Annotated in this window: 25 protein-coding genes; 5 read left to right on the forward strand and 20 right to left on the reverse strand. The window is 33.7% G+C overall.

Annotated features, from left to right (window positions below; all coding sequences use genetic code 11):
• Positions 1 to 47: 47 nt before the first annotated feature.
• The 3 genes from lplA to JNUCC83_RS07690 all read right to left on the reverse strand — a co-directional run bounded on the left by lplA (position 48) and on the right by JNUCC83_RS07690 (position 3,061).
• Entirely contained in the window at positions 48 to 1,055 is a 1,008-nt protein-coding gene (gene lplA, locus JNUCC83_RS07680; protein WP_454459463.1) for a lipoate--protein ligase, read from the reverse strand.
• Between the two features lie 12 nt (positions 1,056 to 1,067).
• Positions 1,068 to 1,802 carry an MBL fold metallo-hydrolase gene (locus JNUCC83_RS07685; protein ID WP_454459464.1) on the reverse strand — a complete coding sequence of 245 codons (735 nt, stop codon included), beginning with the start codon at positions 1,800 to 1,802 and terminating at the stop codon, positions 1,068 to 1,070.
• A 173-nt stretch (positions 1,803 to 1,975) separates the two neighbouring features.
• On the reverse strand, positions 1,976 to 3,061 hold the full coding sequence (locus tag JNUCC83_RS07690; RefSeq protein ID WP_454459465.1) for a M42 family metallopeptidase: 1,086 nt from the start codon (positions 3,059 to 3,061) through the stop codon (positions 1,976 to 1,978).
• A gap of 175 nt (positions 3,062 to 3,236) precedes the next feature.
• Between JNUCC83_RS07690 and JNUCC83_RS07695 the strand changes: the two genes are divergently transcribed.
• Positions 3,237 to 3,911 carry a response regulator transcription factor gene (locus JNUCC83_RS07695; protein ID WP_454459466.1) on the forward strand — a complete coding sequence of 225 codons (675 nt, stop codon included), beginning with the start codon at positions 3,237 to 3,239 and terminating at the stop codon, positions 3,909 to 3,911.
• Between the two features lie 25 nt (positions 3,912 to 3,936).
• Here JNUCC83_RS07695 and JNUCC83_RS07700 read toward each other — a convergent pair whose 3' ends face one another.
• The 6 genes from JNUCC83_RS07700 to JNUCC83_RS07725 all read right to left on the reverse strand — a co-directional run bounded on the left by JNUCC83_RS07700 (position 3,937) and on the right by JNUCC83_RS07725 (position 12,064).
• Positions 3,937 to 4,596 carry a carbohydrate kinase family protein gene (locus JNUCC83_RS07700; RefSeq protein WP_454459467.1) on the reverse strand — a complete coding sequence of 220 codons (660 nt, stop codon included), beginning with the start codon at positions 4,594 to 4,596 and terminating at the stop codon, positions 3,937 to 3,939.
• Between the two features lie 215 nt (positions 4,597 to 4,811).
• Positions 4,812 to 5,390 carry an anaerobic ribonucleoside-triphosphate reductase activating protein gene (gene nrdG / locus JNUCC83_RS07705; RefSeq protein WP_454459468.1) on the reverse strand — a complete coding sequence of 193 codons (579 nt, stop codon included), beginning with the start codon at positions 5,388 to 5,390 and terminating at the stop codon, positions 4,812 to 4,814.
• A gap of 45 nt (positions 5,391 to 5,435) precedes the next feature.
• Positions 5,436 to 7,598, reverse strand: coding sequence for an anaerobic ribonucleoside-triphosphate reductase (gene nrdD / locus JNUCC83_RS07710; protein ID WP_454461346.1), 2,163 nt, complete (start codon positions 7,596 to 7,598; stop codon positions 5,436 to 5,438).
• Between the two features lie 290 nt (positions 7,599 to 7,888).
• Positions 7,889 to 9,445, reverse strand: a complete 1,557-nt coding sequence (rny, locus tag JNUCC83_RS07715) for a ribonuclease Y (protein WP_454459469.1) — start codon at positions 9,443 to 9,445, stop codon at positions 7,889 to 7,891.
• 248 nt (positions 9,446 to 9,693) lie between these two features.
• The gene (gene recA, locus JNUCC83_RS07720) at positions 9,694 to 10,755 is read right to left on the reverse strand and encodes a recombinase RecA (protein WP_454459470.1); all 1,062 of its coding nucleotides are present in this window, start codon (positions 10,753 to 10,755) and stop codon (positions 9,694 to 9,696) included.
• Between the two features lie 94 nt (positions 10,756 to 10,849).
• Positions 10,850 to 12,064, reverse strand: a complete 1,215-nt coding sequence (locus JNUCC83_RS07725; protein WP_454459471.1) for a CinA family nicotinamide mononucleotide deamidase-related protein — start codon at positions 12,062 to 12,064, stop codon at positions 10,850 to 10,852.
• A gap of 143 nt (positions 12,065 to 12,207) precedes the next feature.
• Here JNUCC83_RS07725 and sdaAB point away from each other — a divergent pair, with 143 nt between their 5' ends.
• Positions 12,208 to 12,867 carry an L-serine ammonia-lyase, iron-sulfur-dependent subunit beta gene (gene sdaAB, locus JNUCC83_RS07730; RefSeq protein WP_454459472.1) on the forward strand — a complete coding sequence of 220 codons (660 nt, stop codon included), beginning with the start codon at positions 12,208 to 12,210 and terminating at the stop codon, positions 12,865 to 12,867.
• Between the two features lie 15 nt (positions 12,868 to 12,882).
• Positions 12,883 to 13,752, forward strand: a complete 870-nt coding sequence (gene sdaAA / locus JNUCC83_RS07735; protein WP_454459473.1) for an L-serine ammonia-lyase, iron-sulfur-dependent, subunit alpha — start codon at positions 12,883 to 12,885, stop codon at positions 13,750 to 13,752.
• Between the two features lie 63 nt (positions 13,753 to 13,815).
• Here the strand turns inward: sdaAA and JNUCC83_RS07740 are convergent, their stop codons facing one another.
• The 7 genes from JNUCC83_RS07740 to zapA all read right to left on the reverse strand — a co-directional run bounded on the left by JNUCC83_RS07740 (position 13,816) and on the right by zapA (position 21,232).
• Entirely contained in the window at positions 13,816 to 15,024 is a 1,209-nt protein-coding gene (locus tag JNUCC83_RS07740; RefSeq protein WP_454459474.1) for an NAD(P)/FAD-dependent oxidoreductase, read from the reverse strand.
• Positions 15,025 to 15,116: 92 nt separating this feature from the next.
• On the reverse strand, positions 15,117 to 15,410 hold the full coding sequence (locus JNUCC83_RS07745; RefSeq protein ID WP_454459475.1) for a hypothetical protein: 294 nt from the start codon (positions 15,408 to 15,410) through the stop codon (positions 15,117 to 15,119).
• 69 nt (positions 15,411 to 15,479) lie between these two features.
• Positions 15,480 to 17,261, reverse strand: coding sequence for an excinuclease ABC subunit UvrC (gene uvrC / locus JNUCC83_RS07750; protein ID WP_454459476.1), 1,782 nt, complete (start codon positions 17,259 to 17,261; stop codon positions 15,480 to 15,482).
• A 99-nt stretch (positions 17,262 to 17,360) separates the two neighbouring features.
• Positions 17,361 to 17,672, reverse strand: coding sequence for a thioredoxin (gene trxA, locus JNUCC83_RS07755; RefSeq protein ID WP_118251152.1), 312 nt, complete (start codon positions 17,670 to 17,672; stop codon positions 17,361 to 17,363).
• 85 nt (positions 17,673 to 17,757) lie between these two features.
• Positions 17,758 to 20,130: an endonuclease MutS2 gene (locus JNUCC83_RS07760; protein WP_454459477.1), complete on the reverse strand. Its 2,373-nt coding sequence runs from the start codon at positions 20,128 to 20,130 to the stop codon at positions 17,758 to 17,760.
• A gap of 64 nt (positions 20,131 to 20,194) precedes the next feature.
• Positions 20,195 to 20,746, reverse strand: a complete 552-nt coding sequence (locus JNUCC83_RS07765) for a CvpA family protein (RefSeq protein ID WP_454459478.1) — start codon at positions 20,744 to 20,746, stop codon at positions 20,195 to 20,197.
• A 12-nt stretch (positions 20,747 to 20,758) separates the two neighbouring features.
• Complete coding sequence (zapA, locus tag JNUCC83_RS07770) at positions 20,759 to 21,232, reverse strand: cell division protein ZapA (RefSeq protein WP_454459479.1); 474 nt, start codon at positions 21,230 to 21,232, stop codon at positions 20,759 to 20,761.
• 154 nt (positions 21,233 to 21,386) lie between these two features.
• Here zapA and rnhC point away from each other — a divergent pair, with 154 nt between their 5' ends.
• The gene (gene rnhC / locus JNUCC83_RS07775) at positions 21,387 to 22,313 is read left to right on the forward strand and encodes a ribonuclease HIII (RefSeq protein ID WP_454459480.1); all 927 of its coding nucleotides are present in this window, start codon (positions 21,387 to 21,389) and stop codon (positions 22,311 to 22,313) included.
• A gap of 174 nt (positions 22,314 to 22,487) precedes the next feature.
• Positions 22,488 to 24,680 (forward strand): amidase family protein, encoded by a 2,193-nt coding sequence (locus tag JNUCC83_RS07780; RefSeq protein WP_454459481.1) that lies wholly within the window; start codon positions 22,488 to 22,490, stop codon positions 24,678 to 24,680.
• Positions 24,681 to 24,835: 155 nt separating this feature from the next.
• Here the strand turns inward: JNUCC83_RS07780 and JNUCC83_RS07785 are convergent, their stop codons facing one another.
• The 4 genes from JNUCC83_RS07785 to ytpR all read right to left on the reverse strand — a co-directional run bounded on the left by JNUCC83_RS07785 (position 24,836) and on the right by ytpR (position 26,619).
• On the reverse strand, positions 24,836 to 25,153 hold the full coding sequence (locus tag JNUCC83_RS07785) for a DUF1292 domain-containing protein (RefSeq protein ID WP_454459482.1): 318 nt from the start codon (positions 25,151 to 25,153) through the stop codon (positions 24,836 to 24,838).
• 69 nt (positions 25,154 to 25,222) lie between these two features.
• Positions 25,223 to 25,642: a Holliday junction resolvase RuvX gene (ruvX, locus tag JNUCC83_RS07790; protein WP_454459483.1), complete on the reverse strand. Its 420-nt coding sequence runs from the start codon at positions 25,640 to 25,642 to the stop codon at positions 25,223 to 25,225.
• Positions 25,639 to 25,908, reverse strand: coding sequence for an IreB family regulatory phosphoprotein (locus JNUCC83_RS07795; protein WP_071456343.1), 270 nt, complete (start codon positions 25,906 to 25,908; stop codon positions 25,639 to 25,641). The genes ruvX and JNUCC83_RS07795 overlap by 4 nt, the downstream gene beginning before the upstream one ends.
• A 93-nt stretch (positions 25,909 to 26,001) precedes the next feature.
• On the reverse strand, positions 26,002 to 26,619 hold the full coding sequence (ytpR, locus tag JNUCC83_RS07800) for a YtpR family tRNA-binding protein (RefSeq protein WP_454459484.1): 618 nt from the start codon (positions 26,617 to 26,619) through the stop codon (positions 26,002 to 26,004).
• Positions 26,620 to 26,648 lie beyond the last annotated feature (29 nt).

The following is a 26,648-nucleotide window of genomic DNA, read 5'->3' on the forward strand; positions in this document are numbered from 1 at the left end:
ATTTTGATTGAAAAAGTTACTTTTGGGTCAGCCTCTTTTTATTAATATTAATATAACAGTTCAACTAAATCCTTTGCTTCAATGTTACCAAAATATTTTTTCACATCAATTGTTTCAACAGCTTTTATGATGGACTCTTTATCATATTTCACACCAGTTAAAATATCCTCGACATCAGCAATTTGACCTAACCCAAAGAAATCACCAAAAATACGAATCTCTTTAATTTCACCATCAGATACATTCATCTTTGCTTCAATGGAACCAATTGGAAATCTCTTACGTCGAACGATATCAAATTCAGGTGAACGACCATAATTCCAATCCCAATTTCTATATAGTTTATCTGAAATGTCGTTAATCTTCTTCCAATCATCTTCAGTTAATTTATAGTCATTCACATCATTAATATCGGTTGTTTCAAATATCTTTAACAAAATTTCTTTTCTAAAATCTTTTGTCGACATATATTGATACTCATCAGATAAAAAGGGCTTGATATTTGTTACTCTTGAACGAATGGATTTAATGCCTTTTGACTCAATTTTATCTTTTCTCACTTTCAAAGCATTAACTACTTCATTTACATCACTATCAAACATTAATGTACCATGAGCAAACATGCGTCCATTTGTCGCATACATGGCGTTTCCTGAGAATTTTTTATCATCAATCACTAAGTCATTTCTTCCTTTTAACTCGGCTCCCTCTACCCCTAATTCATGTAGAGCGTCAATGATAGGTTGTGTAACTTTCGCAAAGTTTCTAAATGACTCCCCATCATCTGGCATAATAAAACTAAAGTTTAAATTTCCTTCGTCATGATAAACTGCCCCACCACCACTTAAACGGCGCACCACGTGGATACCATTTTCTTCAACATAATCAACATTAATTTCTTCAATAGTATTTTGGTTACGTCCAATAATAATTGATGGCTCGTTAATATAAAACAATAATATCGGCTCATCTATCGGCATCTCTTGAACCAAATAAGTTTCAATTGCTAAGTTAATCCTTGGGTCTGTAATTTCTTCATTTGATACGTAAATCATGAATACAACTCCTTATAATGTAATAGTTAAATTTATTTTCGCTAATTGGACAGGGATATCCTCAGCATAGTGCTGTGTTTGTTTTAGAACTTCTTGCAAATCAAGAGATTGATTCAAGTGGCTAATAACTAACTGCTTCACATTGGCATTTTTAGCTAATTCTCCCGTTTCTTTTGTCGTTAAATGTGCTTTATGATACTCATTTCCTTCTAAGAAATAAGTATCTGTTATTAATAAATCAGCATTATGACAAAACTCTGCTAACCCTTTTAAGTAGCCTGTATCTGCTGTAAAAACAAATACTTTCCCAGTAGCTTTTTCGACAATCCGTGTCGCAAAACAAGGTACAGGATGAATTGTACGCATAAATGTTACTTGGAATGGACCAATCTCTAATTCATCATGTTCATAATAGCCGATTCCTCTAGAAATACCTGGCATAGTCAATTCTTTAAACTTCTCTTCATTTTCAGTGTGACCATATATTAGTAATTCTTCTACTGGTTGAACAGGTTTTAATTGCCTTAAATATTGTAAAACACCAACATCGGCAATATGATCATGGTGATAATGTGTCAATAACACAGCATCTAAAGTCAATGGGTCCAACTTTTTTTCTAGTCTAACGAGTGTTGAGCTACCGGCATCAAGTAATAATGAAAAATCACCTGATTTTACAAGATAAGATGTTGTCCCTTCACCATTAAAAGGGTAACCACCCCAGTAACCTAGTACAGTAATCTCCATAATAAGACTTCCTTTCCATACAATAATATCCTACGACGAGTCAATAAAAGATACAAATACTTTCATTCTTTTTCTAAATTATCTCTAAAAACTCATCATAATTTTCTTTTTCCAATACAATTTTGTTCTTTATAAAAAATAAACAGATACCTTTAAGTACCTGTTTATTTATTTTAATACGACGTTAACTCTTTTACCTTTTCTGCATCTAATCGTTTGACAACTTCTGTTACTAATTTAACTGTATTTAAATAATCATCTTCATGAATAATTGAAGTATGTGAATGTAGATAGCGTGTTGCAACGGTTATTGCAAGTGATGGTACCCCATTACGTGTCAAATGTTGCATCCCAGCATCTGTTCCGCCTCCAGTAATGACAGTGTATTGGAATGGAATGTCTAATTCTTCTGCGACTTCAATGACAAAATCACGTAATTTTCTATGTGGAATCATTGACGCATCAAAAATTAAAATTTGTGGGCCTTCACCTAATACAGAGTCAGCTTCTTTTGGTGTCATACCTGGTGTGTCTCCTGCTGTTCCTGTATCAAGAGCAAATGCAATATCTGGATTGACTAAATGAGTACTTGTTCTAGCGCCACGTAATCCGACTTCTTCTTGCACATTGCTTCCAGCAAATAAAATATTAGGATGCCCCTCTTTTGCCAAATTTTCTAATACTTTTAATGACACGGCTGTTCCAATACGATTATCCCATGCTTTTGCTAATAAATATTTTGAGTCGTTTAATCGTTTGTATTCGATATATGGTGTAATCATATCTCCTGGTTTTATGCCCCACTCACTTGCTTCATCTTTACTTGTTGCCCCAATATCGATAAACATATCAGCGATATCATAAGGTTGTTTTCTTGCTTCAGCTGATAGAACATGAGGTGGTTTAGAGCCTATCACACCATGAATTTCTTTACCATTAGATGTTGTGATTGTTACTTGTTGGGCCAACATAACTTGTCCCCACCAGCCTCCTAATGTTTGAAATTCAATAAAACCTTTATCAGTGATTTTAGTCACCATGAATCCAACTTCATCCATATGGCCAGAAATTAAGACACGTGGCCCTTCCTTTTCACCAATATGACGAGCATTAACGCCTCCTAACCCATCAAATAATATTTTATCTGCATAAGGTGTCGCATATTTTTTGAAAATTTCTGTCACTTGGGTTTCATTTCCTGGTACACCTTTTGCATCTGTTAATTCTTTTAAAAATAATTCTTCTTTGTTATCTAACAAACTAGTCACCTCTTCTAAATTATTCGGTAACTTTAGTATAGCATTTTTACAAGTAATATAAAAAGAGGATGATTCATTTAATAGTCCTAATATCTTTTCAATCTCTAGACCTATGTTTTACTCCTATAACTTTTTTATAATTAGTTTACAAAGGTAAAATAAAGGAGAACGACAAATGAAAATTATGCTAATCGAACCTAATCAATCGTTACATAATATGTTAAGCAATCTACTAGTTTCTCATCATTTTGAAGTTATCTCTGCCACTTCAAACCATTTTTTATTTGATACTATTTTTGAAGAAAACCCTAACCTCATTATTATCAATCGACAATTGAATCAACTTGATGGCTTTTTTTGGTGCAAGGAAATTAGAAAACAAACAACTATCCCTATTATTTTTCTTTCAACAAATAATTCCATAAATGAACAAATCACCGCAATGAAAGCTGGTGCTGATGATTTTATCAGTGTGCCTTTTTCAACTGATTTATTTAGTTTAAAAATACAATCAATGATACGGCGAACTAGCCAGACACCTCAAGATGATAAATCTTTTATCATCTCACACAATGGTCTGATACTTAATACAGAAAACAATACTTTAGCTACTAGTGATAGCTCTGTCGACCTTAGTAACAACGAATGTCAATTATTGGTGATGTTGTTTAGAGAACACGGAAAAATCGTAAAAAGGGAGACTCTCCTAAGAAAATTATGGAAAGATGAACGATATGTAGATAATAACACTCTAACAGTCAATATCAATCGTATTCGTAAAAAAATGAAACAACTTGGTGTGACATACACAATTCAAACAAAAGTCAAACAAGGCTATTATATTCCATAAAAAAAAGAGGCTAATCAACCTCTTTTTAAGCTAGTTTAGTAACTTGAATTTTATCTTCCAAAAAACATTCATCAAACAAACTATCTTGATTTTTAGAAGCAATGATACCACCTATGATAGCCTGTTTTACAATATAATCTATTGTTTTTTCCATATTTTCTAGTCCTTTTGCTAAACCATATATCACGCCATCATGATCTAACACTTCATCTAATTGTTCGATAGTTATCGTGTATAATTCGCCATTATAAGATACATACCCCCCACTTTTTTTATGATAGATGACAACCATTGGTACATCTTCGAATAATGGATCTGTGAGTATTTCTGATGGTAACATATTCTCAACAACCTCTTTAGATAATGACAGTAAGGCTGGAATCATTTCATTTTCTATACAAAGGGCATAAGGTTTTAAATCACTACTCAAAGCTTGCTTTATAGCATCTGCTCCACCATCAAATAAAATAAGAGGACGAAGTTTTTCTTGATGAAACAACTTATCATATGGTATTTGAGCATAGTCATCTGATACGATAACTGCCACATCACTACCTTCTATAAATAGTTTGTAATCATCTAACTTATTACTATACAACGGAACATTTTCTTGTGTTGATTGATTAAATTGTTGCTCAAATAGACTATCTTCTGATAATCTTGCATCATTTAATAATACTAACAATGGTATCTCTCCAGTGGTAGACGATAATTTTTTTATTATTTTTTGTTGATAATCGACTTTCTGAGATAACTGATTACTCTAGTTTCCTGATACCGTTACAGATACAATCACATATAACACCCCTAATCATTAATAGCATTATTATCACAAATAAGTTTAACTTTTTAAGGATAAAAACATAAAAAAAAGATGAATACTATACGTATCCATCTACATTAACGATAATAGGCTTCCTTATCTAAACACTTATCCCAAATGACCACATTAGACTGAGACAATGATTTCTGAACATCAATAATTCGTTGATTACTACTTCCTCTAAATTGCAACGTCAAATCTCTTTTTTCTAATTCAAAACGTCCATCCACAAGCACATCAATCAAGCCTAATAACTCTAATTTATCCTCACTATCTACCAATAATTCTTCAAATGTATAGCCAGACCACGACCAAATGTCTTTAGTGTGGCCAAATTCCTGTCTCACTCTTTTTACAAGAGATAAACACACCTCTGTATTTAGGAAAGGTTCGCCACCTAATAGTGTTAATCCTTGGACATAGTCATGGGATAAATCTTCAATTATTTTATCCTCTAATTCGTTTGTATAAGGAGTACCATATCTAAAGTTTTGAATCGCTCGATTAAAACACCCTTTACAAGCAAACAAACACCCACTCACGTAAATACTACAACGAACCCCTTCACCATCAACAAACATAAAGGGTTTATAATCTGCGATATACCCTTGACTATAATCTTTTGATACCCATTCTTTAGGTTTTGGATTTCTCATTATTGGACTCCTTTTTCAAAATAAAAAAGAGTAACAAACTCTTTTTTATTTCATATGTTTTACTCTAGATGAAATTTCTTTATGTCGACCATGTACCATAGGTCTAGCTTGAGGATTTCCTAAATAACCACATGTTCGTTTCACCACATCGCATGTTTTAGGGTCATTGTTGTGGCACTGTGGACATTCAAAGCCTCTCTCTGTTGGATTAAAATCTCCTTCAAAGCCACATTCATAACAATGATCAATCGGTGTATTTGTCCCTAAATATCCCACTTTATCATAGGCATAATCCCACACGGCTTCTAATGCTTTTCTATTTTGTTGTAAAACAGGGTATTCACAATAATGAATAAACCCACCTGAACAATATTTAGGATAATCTTTTTCAAAATCTAATTTTTCAAAAGGTGTTGGATTTTTTCTCACATCATAATGAAAGCTGTTTGTGTAATAATCTTTATCAGTAATATTTTCAACTTCACCAAATTTTTCTTTATCTAAACGACAAAAGCGATCGGTTAAACTTTCACTTGGAGTTGAGTAAACACTAAAGTGATAACCATACTGATTTCCCCATTCATCTGTGTGTTGTTTCAAGTAACTTAAAATATCCAGCGTGAACTGTTTAGCATTAGGGTTATGTTCCCATTCACCACCAAAGAAAGATGAGGCTACTTCATACAATCCAATATAACCTAAGGACACTGTGGCACGTTTATTTTTAAACAATTCATCAACTGATTCATTTTTATTGAGTCTCTCTCCAAACGCACCATACATATATAGTATTGGCGCATTAGCCGGTGTCGCTTCCTTACATCTTTGAACACGAAATACTAACGCATCTTTTGCAATAGCTAGTCGCTCACCAAGTATTGACCAAAATTTTTTAATGTCACTATTAGCTTCCAGAGCAATTCTTGGTAAATTAAGCGTAACGACACCTAAATTCATTCGACCTGCATTGACTTCTTTTCCATCTTCATCTGTCCATCCTTGAAGAAATGAGCGACACCCCATAGGTACTTTAAAACTTCCAGTTAACTCAACAATTTTATCGTAGTTAAGTACATCAGGATACATTCTTTTAGTCGCACACTCTAAAGCTAGTTCTTTAATATCATAATTTGGATCTGTTGGTTTTAGATTTACACCATCTTTAATGGTAAAAATTAACTTAGGGAAAATCGCTGTTCGATGTTCTCCACCCAGACCTTTAATTCGATTTAAGAAAATTGCGCGTTGAATTTCTCTTTCAAACCAATCTGTTCCAAGTCCAAATCCTAATGAGGTAAAAGGTGTTTGTCCATTAGAAGTAAACAATGTGTTAATCTCATATTCTAAACTTTGCATTGAATCATAAATATCTTTACTTGTTTTTTGTTTTGCATAATCCTCATGTTTAGACTCATCAGCTATCCACTGTTTAGCATCTTCTAAATGTTTTTCATAGTTTTTCTTCGCAAAAGGAGCTAAAAATTCATCAATTCTATCTGCTGAACATCCACCATATTGACTCGATGCAACATTGGCAATAATTTGTGATATTTGAGCAGTAGCTGTTTGGATTGACTTAGGTGATTCTACTTCAGCATTACCAATCTTAAATCCGTTATTAAGCATACTTTCAAAATCAATCAAACAGCAATTCGTCATTGGAGAATATGGATGATAATCTAAATCATGGTAATGAATCTCACCTTTTTGATGCGCGTTTGCTACATGGCTAGGTAACATTTTCAACCCAATTGATTTTCCAACAATTCCAGCTGTTAAATCACGTTGTGTATTAAACACATCACTATCTTTATTGGCATTTTCATTGACTAATCGTTGATCTTTGTCTAATAATTTTCCAATTGTTACATTGATATCTGTTGACTCAGCTCTTTCAAAATCACGTTTCGTACGATAATTAATATATTCTTGTGCCAAAGCATACTCGCGATTTTCTAATAAGATATGTTCAACAATATTTTGTATTTCATAAATCTTAACATCTTTAGTGAATCGGTCATTAATCTCTGAGACAATGTTTGATACAAGCCTTTCAACTTTGATAGAAGATATCTCATCAATAGGTCCATTAACTTTATTTTCTGCTTTTAATAATGCTTGTGTTATTTTTTGTAAATCAAATTCGACAATTCGTCCATCACGTTTAATGACATTAATGGTGTGTAGCCCATCAAACCCCTTGCTCATTTTTTCTTTTAATTCTACAAAATCTATCATTTTCACCATGCTCCTTTTACAAATTCATCTATTATCATACCTTAACAAGATGTCTTTTTCAACTATATATAGTATTATCATTTTAATTTAAAACAAATAAACACTATATATAGTTATAAAGGTTGGTGTGTAGCATTTTTGTTTATCAATTTTTATTTTGTTTTTTTATTCACTAATATTTTTAGTTAAGTAATAATTCAATCTATTATTTGTATTCAAAGAAAAAAAGACCTTAGATTTCTCTAAGGCCCCTTTTGTTATTATTTAGCGTAATCTACTGCTCTTACTTCACGTACAACAGTTACTTTAATGTGTCCAGGATATTCAAGCTCATCCTCAATTCGCTTACGAATGTCATGCACTAAGATAACTGCTTCATCATCTGTTACTTCATTAGGTTTAACCGCGACACGTATTTCACGACCTGCTTGAATCGCAAAACTTGTATCCACACCAGGAAAATCATTTGCTATACTTTCTAAACGTTCTAAACGTTTGATATAGTTTTCTAATGACTCACTTCTAGCTCCTGGTCTAGCAGCTGATAATGCATCAGCTGCAGCAACCAATACTGAAATAACTGATGTAGCCTCTACATCACCATGATGTGAAGCCACTGCATTAATTACTACTGAATTTTCTTTGTATTTACTTACCAGCTCTGTCCCAATTTCAACATGCGAACCATCAACCTCATGATCTAATGCCTTACCGATATCATGTAGTAACCCTGCTCTTCGTGCTAGTGTCGCATCTTCACCAAGTTCTTCGGCTAAAACACCGGCAAGTTTAGCGACTTCGATTGAGTGATTTAACACGTTTTGACCATAGCTAGTTCTAAATCTCAAACGACCCAGTATTTTAATTAAGTCCGGATGTAACGAATGAACGCCTACCTCAAATGCAGCATTTTCTCCATACTCTCTGATTCGTTCATCCATTTCTTTACGAGATTTTTCCACCATCTCTTCAATACGAGCTGGATGAATACGTCCATCTTGAATTAGTTTTTCTAGCGTCATGCGTGCGATTTCTCGTCTAATAGGGTCAAATCCCGATAATACTACCGCTTCAGGTGTGTCATCAATAATCAAATCAATCCCTGTTAACGTTTCAAGTGTTCGAATGTTTCGCCCTTCCCGACCAATAATCCGACCTTTCATGTCATCATTAGGTAATGTCACAACTGTTACTGTCAATTCAGAAATCTGATCAGCAGCACTTCTTTGAATCGCTAGCGCTAACATATTACGTGCCTTACGATCTACTTCATCTTTCACACGCTGTTCACTTTCTTTAATCATCATGGCTCTATCATGAGATAGTTCAACCTTCATCTCATCCATAATGATATTTTGTGCTTCTTCTTTAGATAGATTAGCAATACGTTCTAATTCTATCTCTTGTTTTTCAATTAAGGTTGATACCTCTTTTTCCCGCTCATCAATCAATTGTTTCCTTGAATCAAGCTTCTCCTCTTTGTCTTCAAGTGAGCGTTCGCGTTTTTCTAAAGAGTCATCTTTTCGATCAAGATTATTTTCTCTTTGTAATAGTCTATTTTCTTGATTTTTCAGTTCAGCTCTTTCTTCCTTCAGCTCACTTTCAATTTCTAATCGGTACTGTTGATTCAGTTCTTTCGCTTCCAACAAATGCTCTTTTTTTAGAGTCTCAGCCTCTTTCTTGGCTTGTCGAATAATCCCGGTGGCAGTATTATTCGCTCCTTCTATAGACTTCTTATGTCGAGTCATGGCAATAAAATAGCCAATTGCTAGACCTACAATTAAACCGATGATAGCAAGGAGTATCGTAGCAGCCATAAAAACACCTCCATACTATCTTTATTATTGTGTTATTCGTAGATATAAAACATTTCACTATGACTAAATCATATGCAAAAATATGAATGTATATATTTAACTATACATACTATATTCTAATCTTTGTTAAAAGGAGTGTCAACTTAAAAAGAGAGCAAATCTTAATCCAAAAAAAATAAACTACGACATAGTGTTTTATAAATAACATATTTCGTTATTTTACATTAATGCCATAGTTTATTCTAATTTTATTCTTCCAACTCTAGCGATACTTTTTCTGTATTATCATTATCTTCAAGTGTTTCTTCTACTGCTTCAACACCATCCATATTATAAGCTAGACGAACTTTTTGATAGATTTCTTCTCTCATTTCTGGATGATCAATTAAATATTTCTTTGCGTTTTCGCGTCCTTGACCAATACGTTCTTCTTCATAAGAATACCAAGCACCACTTTTATTGACGATATCTTTATCAGAAGCCATATCAATCAGTTCACCTTCTTGTGAAATTCCTTCTCCATACATGATATCTACTTCTGCAATCCTAAATGGCGGAGCAACTTTATTTTTTACAACTTTTATTTTGGTACGATTACCAATAATATCAGTTCCAGATTTTAATTGTTCTGCACGACGCACTTCCAAACGAACAGTGGCATAAAATTTTAAGGCTCTACCGCCAGGAGTTACTTCGGGATTACCAAACATTACACCAACTTTTTCACGAATTTGATTAATGAAAATCGCAATAGTTTTTGTTTTATTAATTGTTCCAGACAATTTCCTCAATGCTTGAGACATTAAACGAGCTTGGAGTCCCACATGAGAATCACCCATTTCCCCATCAATCTCAGCTCTTGGTACTAGAGCTGCAACCGAGTCAACTACGACAATATCAATCGCGCCACTTGAAACAAGTGCTTCGGCAATATTTAACCCTTGCTCTCCAGTATCTGGTTGAGATAATAATAATTCATCAATGTTAACCCCTAAAGCACTCGCGTATTTAGGATCTAGTGCATGTTCTGCATCAATAAACGCTGCTGTTCCTCCCGCTTTTTGTACTGAGGCAATCGCATGTAAAGCAACCGTTGTTTTACCTGAACTCTCAGGTCCATATACTTCAATGATTCTTCCTCTAGGGTAACCACCCACACCTAGAGCTGAATCTAACGCCAAAGAGCCACTTGATACCGTAGAAATTTGTGTATCAACTTTCTCACCAAGTTTCATAACTGACCCTTTACCAAAATCTTTTTCTATTTTTTTTAATGCAGCATCTAGCGCTGCTTTACGATTATCTGACATGAATGTACCTCCAGTTATATTTATCTCTTCACTTTATAATACTTTTTTTTTACATAAAAAGCAAGAAAAAAAGCGAACAGATATTCGTGTATTGCTAGCTGTTTTTCCTTAAAAAATTGTATCCGTGTTTAATCGCTCCATCTTTAATATAGTCTGTATGGCGTTTAAATATTCTTCTTTTATTTAACACACCATCTTTTGTCCCCAAGAAGAACCACACGATTCCTTCAGGTAAATCATCATTTCCTTTTTCCACATCTCCTATAATAACCATAACATAATCTGTTGAATAACGATTTAGACCATAATTAGCTAGGCCATCTCCTAATAAATCGATAGTCGAAGTATTAAAGTTCGTTCCTAATAACGAATTTATATTATCTTTATCATTTATAGATAAACTGACTTTCAAGGCTTGATTAGCACCTGAAACCTCCATTCCTCGAGTATAAAACTGTCCATCCGTTAATAAATCGATAACTGACAACGTTTTTTCTTTTTTCATCAGCTGAGTAATTGCAACGTCTTGTATTGTCAAATCTTCCCCATATCCATAAAAATATTCTTTTTCAATGGCTAATATTTTTTCTTCCATCTCATCAAGTAAATGATGGGCTGTTTTTTTATCAGAACTCTGTGCCGTCAATCTTAACATAACTTCATTAGATTTTGCATAAGGTGCAATCGTTGGATTTGTTTGTTCATCAATTAATTGAGATAAATCTGTAACTAATTGTGATTCACCTATATCAATAAATCTTAAATAACGAGATACCAATTCTTTATGCTGTGGATTTAATTTTTTGAGTAGAGGAATGGCTTCTTGTTTAAACATCTCTGTTAGTTCACTTGGTGGACCAGGAAGCAATAGATAATATACACCTGATACCTCTATAAAAATACCACATGCTAGTCCTGTTGGATTTTGTAAGGTGATTCCTTTTTTAAAAGTTAGTGCTTGTTGTTTATTATTTTCTGGCATGATCTTATCTGTCGAAGAAAATAGATGATAAATTTTTTTCAATGCATCATTATCATATTCAAGTGGTTCACCTATATATTCACTAACTGCCTCTTTAGTCAGGTCATCTGTTGTTGGTCCTAACCCTCCACATAAAATAATTAATTCACTTCGTTTTGATGCTAAACTTAATGTCTCTAACACTCTTTTTTTATTATCACCTACCGTTGTTTCAAAATAAACTTCGTAACCTAAATCTGCTAACTCTTTTGACAAAAAAGCGCCATTTGTATTAACTATTTGACCTAATAACAGCTCTGTTCCAACAATAATTAATTCTGTTTTCATCTCTATTCCTCCACTCACAAATTAATATACGTTTTTTTCCATTTTATCACATTATATTTAAATAAAAAAAAGAGTTATTTCAAAATAAATAATACTCTTTATGGTAAACTAATGTTACTAAAATCAACATACGGAGGAAAAATATGGGACAATATAATAGCGTTTTCGACATCATTGGACCTGTCATGATTGGACCAAGTAGCTCACACACTGCAGGTGCTGCTAGAATCGGCAAAGTAATCAGACGTATATTAGGCGAACAGCCTTTATCAGCTGATATTTATCTTTATGAATCTTTTGCAAAAACTTATAGAGGGCATGGAACAGATATCGCACTAGTTGGTGGCCTATTAGGTATGGATCCAGATGATGATCGCTTATCTAAGTCTCTAGAAATCGCACATGAAAAAGGAATGGAGGTGGCATTCATTCCCAAAATCGAGAAAGCTGATCATCCTAATCAAGTAAAAATGGTTTTAAAAACCAAAGATCGTTCAATGACTTGCACTGGCATTTCTATTGGTGGCGGATCGATTCAAATATCAGAATTAAATGGTTTCAAAATTAATTTAGATTTTTCTACTCCAACTTATATCACTTTTCATCAAGATAAGCCTGGTGTCGTTGCAAACGTTACAAAATTATTATCAGAAAAAAGTATCAATATTAGTACGATGACTTTAACTAGAGAAGCTAAAGGTGAAAAAGCGATGATGATTATCGAAGTCGATAACCGCGTAGAAGGGTTACTAGATTCGCTAAGAAAAATTGAATACATTGATGCGGTTGATTTTTTCAACTAGAAAGGATAAATAATTATGTTTCAAACAATCGAAGAATTAGTCGCTTTAGCTCATGTTCACGGCTCTATTGCTGAAGCTATGATTCAAACAGAAATTGATATTTCACAACGATCTCGAGAAGTTATCATTGAACATATGGAAAAAAATCTTTCAGTTATGTTAGCTTCAATTGAAAAAGGGGTAAAAGGCGTAACCTCTGTGACAGGTTTAACGGGTGGCGATGCTCCGAGAATGAACGATTATATTAATAAAGGTGACTTTCTAAGCGGAGAAACTATTTTACGCGCTGTACAAAATGCGATGGCTGTCAATGAAGTGAATGCTGAAATGGGATTAATTTGTGCTACACCAACGGCCGGGAGTGCTGGTGTAGCTGCTGGAGTACTATCTGCTTTAACCAAAGAAAGACATTTAACAAAAGAACAACAAATCAATTTTTTATTTGCAGCAGGAGCAATCGGTTTAGTTATTGCTAATAACGCCTCTATCAGTGGGGCTGCTGGTGGTTGCCAAGCCGAAGTTGGATCAGCAAGTGCCATGGCAAGTGGTGCGTTAGTTGAAACATGTGGTGGTACCCCTGAGCAAGCTTCTAACGCTGTCGCAATTACTATTATAAATATGCTTGGTCTAATTTGTGACCCTGTAGCAGGATTGGTTGAAATCCCATGCATCAAGAGAAATGCATTAGGTGCTTCTCAAGCGTTTATCTCAGCAGATATGGCACTAGCTGGTGTACAAACTGTTATTCCTGTTGATGAAGTTATAGAAGCCATGCATCAAGTAGGTATGCAAATGCCGTCTGCTTTTAAAGAAACTGCTGAAGGTGGATTAGCAGCAACTAAAACTGGGAAAAAAATTATGCATCAATTATACAACAATAAATAATTCAATTATTTTAAGAAATAAAAAATCATCTCTAGGGATATCCTTAGAGATGATTTTTTATTTTTAATGATAATAATCAAAACGACCTTTTTTAATAAGGGTTCCTGCAGTCCCAACATCAAGAAGAGATTTATTAATGATACTTTTCTTGACAATTGATCCCATATAGCCCTTAACTTCTTTTCCTCCAAGAATTTGACCCATTCCAACATTATTGCCAATTGAGGCCACTGTTCCTAACGATTTAAAAGTAAAAGCTTCAGTTGGTTGTTTTTTTAATAAACGAGCAATGTTATTTGCAGCAGCTTCACCTTGCTTAATCGCGATTTGAGCTGTTGTAGGGAATGGTCGGCCAGACTCTTCGTCCATTACAGCACTCACGTCACCAATCATAAAGATATCAGGATAACCTTCAACACGTAAATCTTTTTCAACCATCACACGTCCGCGACGTTCAGCAAATCCAGACTCACCTACGACATGGCTTCCTTTTACACCTGTTGTCCAAATAATAGTATGAGCATGAACTTCTTTTAACTCACCATTTTCTTCATAAACAACAGCATGTTTTTTAATTTCTTTAATTGGTGTTCCAACTTTAAATGTTACACCACGTTTTTTCAAAACATCAATACCAAATTGTCCTAATTTTTCCGAAAACATTGGTAGCAGTGTTGGCATTGCTTCGATACAAGTAATTTTTACTTTATCCATTGGGAAATTCATTGTTTTAGCAAGTTTAGGAATACGGTTAGTAATTTCTCCTAAATATTCAATACTTGTAAAACCAGCACCACAAACAACAATAGATAAATCAAGTTCATCTTTTGATTGTTGATAGTTAGCTAATGCTTTATCTAGATGCGCTTGAGCTGCCTCTGCTGTCTTGATGTTTACTAATGGTAATGAGTAATCATCTACTCCTGGAATACCAAACGTTTCTGATTCAAATCCCAACGCCATAACTAAATAGTCATAAGCTAACTCACCAGTGTTTTCTAACAACACTTTTTTGTTATCTTTTTCTACTTTGATAACTGTATCTTTAATAAATTGAACTTTTTTAGTATCAATAACATCAACGATATTAAATGTAATTTTACTTGCAGGTTCAGTTCCTGCAGCCACTTCATGTAATTGTGTTGATTCATAATGATATTCATTTTTGTTCACTAAAATAATATCTGCATCAACGTTTTTTTTGCATAGCTCTTTTGCTGTTTTTAGGCCTGCGTAGCCTGCCCCCAAAATAACGACTCTAGGTCTGCTCATTTTTTATTCCCTCCAACTTTTATTCAATGGACACTATATGCTTTTTTCACAAAAATGTCAAAGTTTTTGACTGTGAAATTAAAAACAAATTTTTAGTTTTTCAGCGTTCTAGAGTAATACCAAATACTCGCTATTGTCACCAAACTCACAAACGCTCCATAAATGAGTAAGTGATTCACAAATTCGCTTCTTGATAAACCAAAAGAATTTAGTTCGATTAGAATAACGCCTAACCCTAAAACAAATGCACTCATAGTCAGTTGAGATGTTCTAGCTAACACTTCTAATCCGACTTGACTTTTTTTAGCTTTACTCACTTGGCGATAATAAACAAACATACTCGCAAATATAATAACTAACGTAACAATTTGTATAATTAAACTCATGGTTAAGACTCCTCTATTATCGAATTAAAAAAATACGTTGTAAATTGTAACATTTTTTTAGGCTTTTGACTAATTTTTTATTGAGTGTAAGTGTTGGTATACATTGTTTGCGATATTTTTAGGTAAGCCTATTTCAATTAATTCTTCAACACTAGCCTCTTCAATTTTTTTCATCGATTTAAACGTCCTTAGTAGCATTTTTTTCCTCTTAGGTCCTAGGCCTTCTATTCCATCAAGTTTCGATGCAAAGCTTGTTTTACTACGTGTTGAACGATGGAAAGTTATCGCAAATCGGTGAACCTCATCTTGTATGCGTTGCAGCAAGAAAAACTCTGATGAATTTCGCTTTAATGGTACGACGTCTAAAGCAAGACCAAATAATAATTCACTGGTTTTATGTTGATCATTTTTTGCCAAACCAGCAATTGGTATATCTAGTCCTAATTGATTATCAAGCACATCTTGCGCTGCATGAACTTGTCCTTTTCCACCATCAATCAATATTAAATCTGGCATTGGCAAGTTATCTTTTATTACTCGGGAATATCTTCGGTAAATAACTTCTTTCATAGAAGCATAATCATCCGGGCCTTCTACTGTTTTTATTTTAAATTTACGATAATCTTTTTTTGAAGGTTTACCATCAATATAAACAACCATTGCCGATACAGGGTCTACTCCCATGATATTTGAGTTATCAAAAGCTTCGATGCGATTTGGGGTTGGTATTTTCATTGCCTGCCCTAACTTTTCCACTGCACCAATTGTTCTATCTTCTTTTCGTTCTATTAGATTAAATTGTTCTTCCAAATAAATTTTGGCATTTTTGTTCGCTAGATTAACTAAATCTTTTTTTTCTCCTCTTTTGGGCTGTAAAATTTTAGTTGGTATCATTGCTTCTACTAGCGTTTTATCTAATTCTTTTGGTAATAATATCTCTTTAGGAATAAAATGGTGATTCTCCTGATAAAACTGACCGATAAAAGTCAACATGTCTTCTTCCGGCTCATTATAAAAAGGAAAATCAAAGACATTACGCTCGATTAACTTTCCTTGTCTGACAAAAAACACTTGAACAACCATCCAACCTTTATCGGCATAATAACCAAATACATCTCGATCGACAAAGTCGGCATTTGTCATTTTTTGTTTCGTCATAACACTTTGAATGGATTGAATTTGATCACGATATTCTGCCGCTTTTTCAAACTCCATATTTTCAGAAGCTTTTATCATTTTTTCTTCAATTTCTTTTTGAATATCTGTATAACCACCATTTAGAAACTTTTTAATTTCTTCTACCATCTCTTTATATTTTGCCTCTACCACAGGATTTACACAAGGTCCTAAACATTGCCCCATATGGTAGTACAGGCATACCTCATTTGGCAGATTTTTACATTTTCTAAGTGGGTAAATCTTATCCAACAATCGTTTGGTCTCGTTGGCAGCTTTCACATCAGGATAGGGACCAAAATAAATAGCATTGTCTTTCAATACTTTTCTTGTGATAAGTAACCTTGGTGCTTTTTCATTAGTAATTTTAATAAAAGGATAGCTTTTATCATCTTTTAACATGATGTTATATTTCGGCATATTTTTTTGAATCAAATTAATTTCTAATAGTAACGCCTCTGTGTTTGATTCTGTAATAATCGTTTCAAAATCAACAATTTCACTAACTAATCGTTGCGTTTTTTCATCATGTGTTCCAGTAAAATACGAACGCACTCTATTTTTTAATATTTTAGCTTTTCCAACATAAATAATCGTGTTATTTTTATCTTTCATCAAATAGCACCCTGGCTGATCCGGTAGCAAAGCTAATTTATTTTTTATTCTATCATTCACTCTGTCAATCTCCTTGTACAGTCTTCTCTGTCAAGTATACAATTTGTTGAAAAAAAAATCATTCTATAGTGACTATTCACCATAGAATGATTTAAACTTTTAAAGATATTTATTAAATACTTGCTCTAATTGTGGTTTTTGTTGAACCCCAATCATTTGTTCAACTACTTGACCATCTTTTTTAAGTAATAAAGTTGGGATACTCATAATGCCATGCGCTTGACTAGTTTGAGGATTTTCGTCAACATTTACTTTAACGATTTTTACTTTGTCTTGGTATTCTGTTGCGATACCATCTAAAATAGGTCCTTGCATACGACATGGTCCACACCAAGGTGCCCAAAAGTCAACTAAGACTAACCCTTCATCTGTTTCCGTTGCAAAATTTGCATCTGTTATATTTTCTACCATATTCATTCATCTCCTAAATAATCTTTTACTCTATGAATTGATTATACTATTGGGGGTAGTAAAATTCTAACAATCTGCTCACATTTTAGAAACTAACAATCGTCGCACCATCGCCACCTTGATTACCTGGGGCAAAATTATATTTTTTAACACGGCGATTATTTTTTAGATAGTCTTGTACTCCTTGTTTAAGAGCTCCTGTTCCACGCCCATGAACAATGGTTACTTGAGGATATCCTGCAAGTAAGGCAGCGTCAATATATTGATCCACCTCAGCTATAGCATCTTCGTATCGTTTACCACGTAAATCAAGTTGTGTGGAAACTGATTGACGACTACCTCCACTATCACTTTTTACTGTAGATACACGCATCTTTGATTCTTTTTCTGGCGCGATTCGTGTCATACCATCTTCAGAGACATTCATTTTTAGAATACCTAACTGTACTTGCCACTCTTTATTGCCAACTTTTTCAATTAATGTCCCACGTTGACCAAATGCTTCAACTAAGACATCATCGCCTGCTTTAAATGATTTTTTCTCTTTGGCTTTTTTCAACACTTTATTTTTCTTCAAATGCGTTTCATCATGTTTCAAGTTTTCTAAACTAGATTTCACTTCAATCAATTCATGCTCTTTAACTGCCTGATTATTTCCTGTTCGAAGTTGCATTTGACGTATATTTTTAATCATTTTTTCTGATTCTTCTTGTGCGTTACTGATGATGTCATTGGCTTCTTTTTTCGCTTTGTTCATTTCTTTTTCACGTTCAGTAAAGAACAGTTCATATGCTTCTTTTAAATCATGGTAGAGAATTTCAGCTTCATCCGCATAGTGACGCATTTCTAGGTATTCTGTTTCGGTCATTTTACGTTGATTTTCTAAATCAGAAATCATATCATTTAAATCTTGACTTTCACCATCAATAATTTGTTTTGATTGTTCAATAATTTCAGGAGATAATCCTAATCGTTTTGATATTTCAAATGCGTTACTTCGACCAGGAATTCCAATCAGCAAATGATAGGTTGGACTTAAAGTATCTACATCAAATTCCATACTAGCGTTTATTGTGTTAGCACGGTTATAACCATAAACTTTTAACTCAGGATAGTGAGTCGTTGCCATAACATAGGCACCAATCTCTCCCACTTTATCTAAGATAGAGATAGCTAGTGCTGCCCCTTCCTGTGGATCTGTTCCTGCTCCTAACTCATCAAATAATACCAAACTATCTGAGTCAAGATTATCTAAAATTGACACAATATTTGTCATATGTGAAGAGAATGTTGATAAATTCTGTTCAATGGACTGTTCATCTCCAATGTCAGCATAAATATTTGAAAAAATTCCAATACTACTTTCCTCATCAACTGGTATTGGTAACCCAGCTTGTCCCATTAATTGAAGCAAACCTAACGTTTTAAGTGTAATTGTCTTACCACCTGTATTAGGTCCGGTAATCACAACAGCTTGATAGTCTTTTCCAATCACAATATCATTTGGCACAACAATAGTTTCATCAATCAATGGATGTCTCGCTTGCTTTAAATACACATCTTTGTCTTGACTAACTCTTGGTACAACTGCTTTTAACTGTTTAGCAAACAACGCTTTAGAATTAATGAAATCAAGTTTACCTAATACAAACGCATTTTGTAAAATATCATGCCTATAAGGTGCCAATTCATTAGATAGCTCTGCTAAAATACGTTCAATCTCTTTTCGTTCTGCTATTTGATGTTGTCTTAAACGATTATTTAGTTCAACTACTTGCCTTGGCTCAACAAACACTGTTTGACCTGATGCACTCTGGTCATGAACCACGCCACCAAAATGGCTACGATATTCACTTTTAACCGGAATAACATAACGATCATTTCTCATTGTCACGATGGTATCACTTAAATAATTCGAATTTTTTCCACCAAGAATTCCGTCAAGTTGCTCTCTAACTGCCTGTTCAGATCGTCTGATACTTTGTCTAATTTGTTTTAATTCAGTTGATGCCTCGTCTGTCACATGTCCATCCTCATCAATGGATCTTTTAATTGTTTTAGCTAAATCTGGTAAAGCAATCATTTTTTCTGACCACTCATATACACGGTGTAATTCAATATCCGCATCTTTTAAATCATCAAAAAACCGTTGAATTTCAAGGACTGTGGTCAACACTCGACCAACTTGTGCTAACTCTAATCCATTTAGCATAGCCCCTATTTCAATTCGTTTCATGTGAGGTTTAATATTTTCTAAACCAGGCATTGGAATACCACCACGTAGGCGCAAAACGGTCATGCCATCTTCTGTTTCCATTAAATTGTCTTCAATAGCTTCATGTTTATGTGATGCTCTCAACTCATTGACATGGTCTAAACCAGGCTTGGTCACAATATACTGTGATAACATCTGTTTAACTTTATCAAATTCTAATACATCTTCTATTTTCTTTTTCATTTTATGTCACTTCCTAAAATACGACTTATGTAAATAAAGAGCCTACTTCTATTAGGCTCTTTTCTTATAGAATAATTTGTTTAATAAACCATTGGTAAAGATTAGATGACAATACTGGTGTATGTTCAATCATCGTTCTTGCAGTACCTGATTTGGCAAAAGCGTTCTGTATAAATTCTATTGGAACCATACTTAATATAGTCAAAATAATCACTAAACCTATATAAGTTAAGGCTAAATTAATTAATCCACCAATTAGCTGATTGCTTTTATTAACTAATGGAATAAATGTTAATCTATAACATAACATTCCGACAAATTTAGTAATCAGATAACCAATCCCTAACACAATCAAAAATCCAAATGCTGCATAAAATGCTTTGTCTAAATCAAATAATAGACTACTGTCAAAAACACTCAACTTTGTCCCTTGTGTTGGAGCTGGATAAGGAATGAGTAATTCAATTTTTTTCCCGACTGTTTTATATAACTCTTTTGCCATAAAAAAACTAATGGCATATCCAACAAAATAGACTAATTGCAAAGCAAACCCACGTCTATACCCTGCATAAAATCCTGTTAATAATACTAATATACTAATTACTGTTAACATCATAGTAAAACCTACTTATTTTTTATTTGATGGAAGTTGATTTTTTTGCTTATTATTGCGTTTTATTTTCTCTTTCGCTTGTTCATTAACTACTTTCTGAATTTCAATTTGGTTTAACATCTCTTCATCAGTCAACTCACGATTTTCTTGCATTATTTTCTTTCTAGCAGCTTTTTCTCGAGCTTCTATTTTATCTAATTTTTCTTCCAACTCAATCATTTTTTCCAATTCATCTTCTAAATCACAAACTTCTTTTTTTAAATCAAGAATTGTTTCTTGTTGCTTTATTTGTACTGATAACGTATTGATAGCTAATAAAATAGCTGCTTGTTCTGTTGACAAATTAGGTGAACTTTTCATAATATTCTCAAGTTGCTCATTAGCTAATTGATTAACAATATCCATATGATAATGACTTTCTTTTCCTATAATAGTGTATGTGTTGCCACCAATTGTCGCTTTGTATCGCTTATTCTCTTCAAGAGCCATTTTAAATCCTCCCATAAATCCTTCACTAAAAAGAAACATCTTAATTATATATGACTTTCTTTTAATTGACAATTAAGCGAGTGCTAACTTAAGAATCATTCAAAAGAAAAAACATGTTATACTTAACATAAATTTATTATAAAGGAAGTTAACGATGCAACAAACCATTACTTTATTAGCTACAGACACATTACTAAAAGAATTATCTACAGCATACGAACCTTTTTTCCAAAAAGCACCCCCACATGCATTGTTTCAAGCGAAAATACCAGGAGTTGTAATCACTGCTTACCAATCCAAAAAAGTAGTATTCCAAGGAATGAATGCTGAAAAAGAAGCAGCCATGTGGGAAAAACGTGGAGCAGGGTCAACTCAAAAAAAACAAACGACTAATTCTTCAAACTCATTACCAAAAGATTTTGCTACATGGAATGTTATTGGAAGTGATGAAGTTGGAAATGGAAGTTACCTTGGCCCAGTGGTTGTTTGTGCTACTTATGTTGATCACTCTCATATGCCATTGCTAAAAGAACTTGGCGTAAAAGATTCTAAAATGCTTACAGATAATGACATTAAGCGAATTGCCAAAGAAATTATCCATGTGATACCTTATAGAAAACTCGTTCTAACACCAAAAAAATATAATGAGATACAACCTGAGTACAATGTTAACCGCATGAAAGTTGCCTTGCATAATCAAGCAATTTTTTTACTCATGCAAGACATCAAACCAATTACCCCTAAAGGTATTTTGATAGACCAATTTACACCTGAATCAAATTATCGTAAATACCTATCTAAAGAAAAATATCCAGTGACTAAACCTTTATTTTTCACAACAAAAGGGGAACAATACCATCTATCTGTTGCCGCTGCTTCAATTATTTGCCGTGCAGAATTTTTAACTAGCTTAGAAGCAGCCAGTAAAGAACTTGGTTTTGATGTTCCTTCTGGTGCTGGACAAAAATCCGATCTAGCTGCAGCTAAAATTATTAAAAAAGGCGGTAAGCCCCTTTTAGAACAATACGCAAAAATTCATTTTGCTAATACACAAAAAGCATACAACCTTATTAATAGATAAAAACAAAATTGTTCACTTGATTTTCCGTTCTGTCTTTTAACTACTATTTTTTTTATTTATTAAAACACATATCATTGTTTAAAATTTAAAATAACCTCGTTAAGAATAAACAAGGTTATTTTTTCTCTTTTTTTTCTTTACACTATATAGAGTTTGAAAAAAAGGAGAAAAAATATGTCTATAAAAAATCATATCAAATTATTACTTGCCACAGCATTACTATCTGTTGGTATACATACTCAAGCAGTCGAAGTTCCTGTCACTGCAACGAGTCGCTCAACCATTGTTACTGATACATCACAACACGTGCCTCTAACAACTGATGAATACATCTCTATGAGTGCGACTGATTTAGCAAAACTAATAAGAGAGAAAAAAGTCACAACGGAAGAACTAATTGATTTAGCATTTCAAGTTAATGCCATAGAAAATCCTAAAACAAATGCATTAATTACAACAAGAAAAGAACTTGCTTTAAAAGAAGCTAGTGAGATGGTAGACAAAGGGCAACCTTTTTTTGGTGTTCCGATTGTCGTGAAAGGCTTAGGCCATAGCATTACAGGTGGTAGTAATTCGAACGGATTAGCTTTTAATAAACATCTAACAACAAAATTCACGGGAAGAATTGCTAAATCACTACAAGATTTAGGTTTTGTCGTCATTGGACAAAGTAACTATCCTCAACTCGGCTTAAAAAATGTGTCAGATTCGACATTATACGGACCTACATCGACGCCGTGGAATTATCATTATCATGCGGGTGGTTCATCTGGTGGTTCTGGAGCAGCTGTTGCTTCAGGAGTGGTTCCTGTTGCATCTGGTAGTGATGCTGGTGGGTCAATCAGAATCCCTGCCTCATGGAATGGCCTTGTTGGCTTAAAACCTTCTCGAGGAATTATTCAGGGAAATGCCAAAACAGGTCAAGTGGTTAATTTTCCAATTGCTAAAAATATGGAAGACACAACGGCATTATTTGAAAACTTATTAATATCTGATATTAAACCGGCTCCAACTAATCTTACTGGATTAAAAATAGGATACACAACGACTTCACCTGTTGGGACACCTGTAAGCGAAGATGCCAAACAAGCGATTATGAACGCTGTACACTTTTTAAACTCGAAGGGATTTGTTACAGAGGAAATAACGATGCCAGTTGATGGTGTCAAACTTATGCATGGTTATTATGAAATGGCTACTGCATCTGGAAATTTGGCAAATTTTTTATCACAACAAACATTAAAACGAAAATTAACCATTGATGATGCTGACTTAGTCACATGGGCTCTTTATCAAGCGAGTGAGTTTGTCCATAAAGAAGATTTAGAAAAAGTGAATGCATACAACGATGAAGTAAAAAACGTAATGGAACAACTTCATCAAGAGTTTCCATTAATCTTAACGCCAACAACAGCATCGACTGCTCCAAGTCTTGATGAGATACTATTAAAACCAGAACATGCTGAACAAATTAGACACATCAATGAACTAAAGACAAAAGATGAACGAATGGAAGTTGTCTACAATCAATGGCTTACCTCTTTAGCCTACACGCCGTTTACTCAGTTGGCCAATCTAACAGGAGAACCTGCTATTAGTTTACCAACTTATGTCAGCAAAGATAATCTACCTTTAGGAATACAGTTTAACGCTGCGACAAACCAAGATAGATTGCTACTAGAAATTGGAAAACTATTTGAAGAGAATAACCAGTTTAAACAACTACATACTAAAAGAAATATTAGTGTCCCTGAAACAAGTGATACAATGATTTCAACAAGCGAGTCAACAACAGAAACGAAGCCTAGCACTTCTTCAAGTAGTGAAATTAAAACCACTCAATCAAGTGACAGTGACACTACCAAGCAATCTGAAAATGAATCGACACAAGAAACGACTAATATCACCAATGAAATAACTTCAGAAAGTAGCACTGCATCTACTACGCAAACAACAAGTAAAGAATCAAGTAGTCTAACTGCTAATACTTCGGAGACAATAGAGACATCAGTTAATAGCAGTCAAACAGAACTTAACGCTACGTCATCTTCTTCTGTTCTAGTAAATGAAGATGAACATATTTTAAGCACTCTTAATCCTGAAATAACTAGTAGTAAAAAAACAAGTACTAGTGAACAATCAAACGAATCAACTCGTTCAAAAACTAGTGAAACAAGCAGTCAGACAGATACCAATTCTCAGAAATCAGTTTCTAAAAATAAAAAAATAAATAAAGATAATCAAGAAATTAAATCTTTATCTCGTCTTCCTAAAACAGGAGAAGTCGTTCAAAAATATCTACCACTTATAGGCATTCTAATCATTGGTTTAGCAATTATTTTTATATATATGAAAAAGAAAAAATAATGACAAAGAAAACTGACAGTTGATTTATTTACTGTCAGTTTTTATATACCATTACTAATTTAAATCTTACTGGCTTCCCCACTTGTCAAACTACTAAACATAATAAAAAAGCTAAACCCAGTTATATCAAGGGTTTAGCTCTTATTTTAAGATGTTTAATCTTCTTCTGATTCGAATGTATTGAAAACTTCTTCAATCATGTCCCATTCAGCTTCTGTTTCAATTTCCATCAAACGTCCTTCTGCTTCATTATCAGCTTGTTCATAAGCATACGCTAATAATTCTACTTCTTCGCCTTCTGGTGTGCTTGCGTCATATAATAACACATAATCTTTTCCAAATTCTTCTTTTCCATCAATGGTTAAATGAATACGAAACAGTACTTCATTTCCCTCGTCGTCAATCAATGTAATTAAATCGTCAGTATCATGATCGTGGTCATGATCATGATGATGTTCATGTTTGTCTGTCATTGTTTATTCCTCTTTTCTGTTCATCTTTACTTCCTCATTCATTATACAAAAAAAAAGACAAAAAGGCTATTAAACCTTTTTATCTAAATAATTTTGAAGAATCATCACAGCTGCTAATTTATCAATCACTTTTTTCCGCTTAGCTCTAGATGTATTAGCTTGTTCAACGAGCATTCTCTCAGCAGCCACTGTAGACAATCGCTCATCTTGATAAACAACTGGTAAGTTAAACGTTTCTTTTAATAAATCACCATAAGCCATTGCTGCTTCCGCTCTTGGGCCAATCGTATTATTCATGTTCTTAGGTAAGCCAACAACAAATTCCGTCACTTCATATTGTTTAACCAACTCAGCTACACGATCAATACCAAACTCGCCCTCATCTTCATTAATTTTTATAATTTCTAACCCCTGGGCTGTCCAACCTAACAGGTCACTTACAGCAACACCAACAGTTCTAGATCCTACATCTAATCCCATTTTTCTCATAATAGATTGATACCATTATGTACTAAATAGTTTTTTACTAACTCTTCCATAATTTCATCTCGTTCATGACGACGAATTAAGTTACGAGCATCTTGATAACGTGGAATATAGGCTGGGTCTCCTGATAATAAGTAACCAACGATTTGATTGATTGGGTTGTAACCTTTTTCTTTCAATGCCATATAGACAATCGCTAATGTTTCACTTACTTCACGTTTATTATTATCCCCAAAATCAAATTGGACTGTTTCATCAATAAAACTCATTGCAATTCCCCCCTTTAATATGTCTCTTGATGTTATTTTAACTCATAGTCGTTAAAACAACAATTATTAACTCAAAATTTTATAAAGTATTAACTATTGAGGTAAATTAAAACGAGTTCCTACTTCATAACTATCATCTAATTCTAAAATACCTTTTTCTTGTGGGGCATTTGGTAAACGTAATTCTTTTGCAGAGCAAACCATACCAAAACTTTCAACACCACGTAATTCACCTGGCCAAATAATTAATCCATCTGGCATCATGGCTCCAACCTTTGCCACAACTACTTTTAATCCTGCTTTGATATTAGGAGCCCCACAAACAATTTGTAAATGCTCTCCATTATCAACTTCAATATCATTAACAGTCAGATGATCTGAATCTTCATGTGGTACAGAAGTGTGAACATATCCTACAACAAATTTTGGAGTATTATCTACTTCAAATTCATGGGCAAATCCTGCCTCTTTTACAACTAAATTAAGTTCTGTAATTTGTGACGGTGATAGTTCTATCTGACCATTTCCTTTTAGATTTGTGATATGGTGTGATGCTTCAAAAATATTCCATCCCAAAATTTGATCTGTTTCTTTATCTAAAATACAAGCAACATTGCCTTGTTTTACGACAGAGACGTCTTTGTTTTTTCCTTCAGCAATGACGATAATTAGTGTGTCTCCCACTGCTTCTAAATTATAACTAACAATCATTAATTTCTTCCTCACCATTCTTTTCGTTT

This window comes from Vagococcus sp. JNUCC 83 (assembly GCF_053667615.1).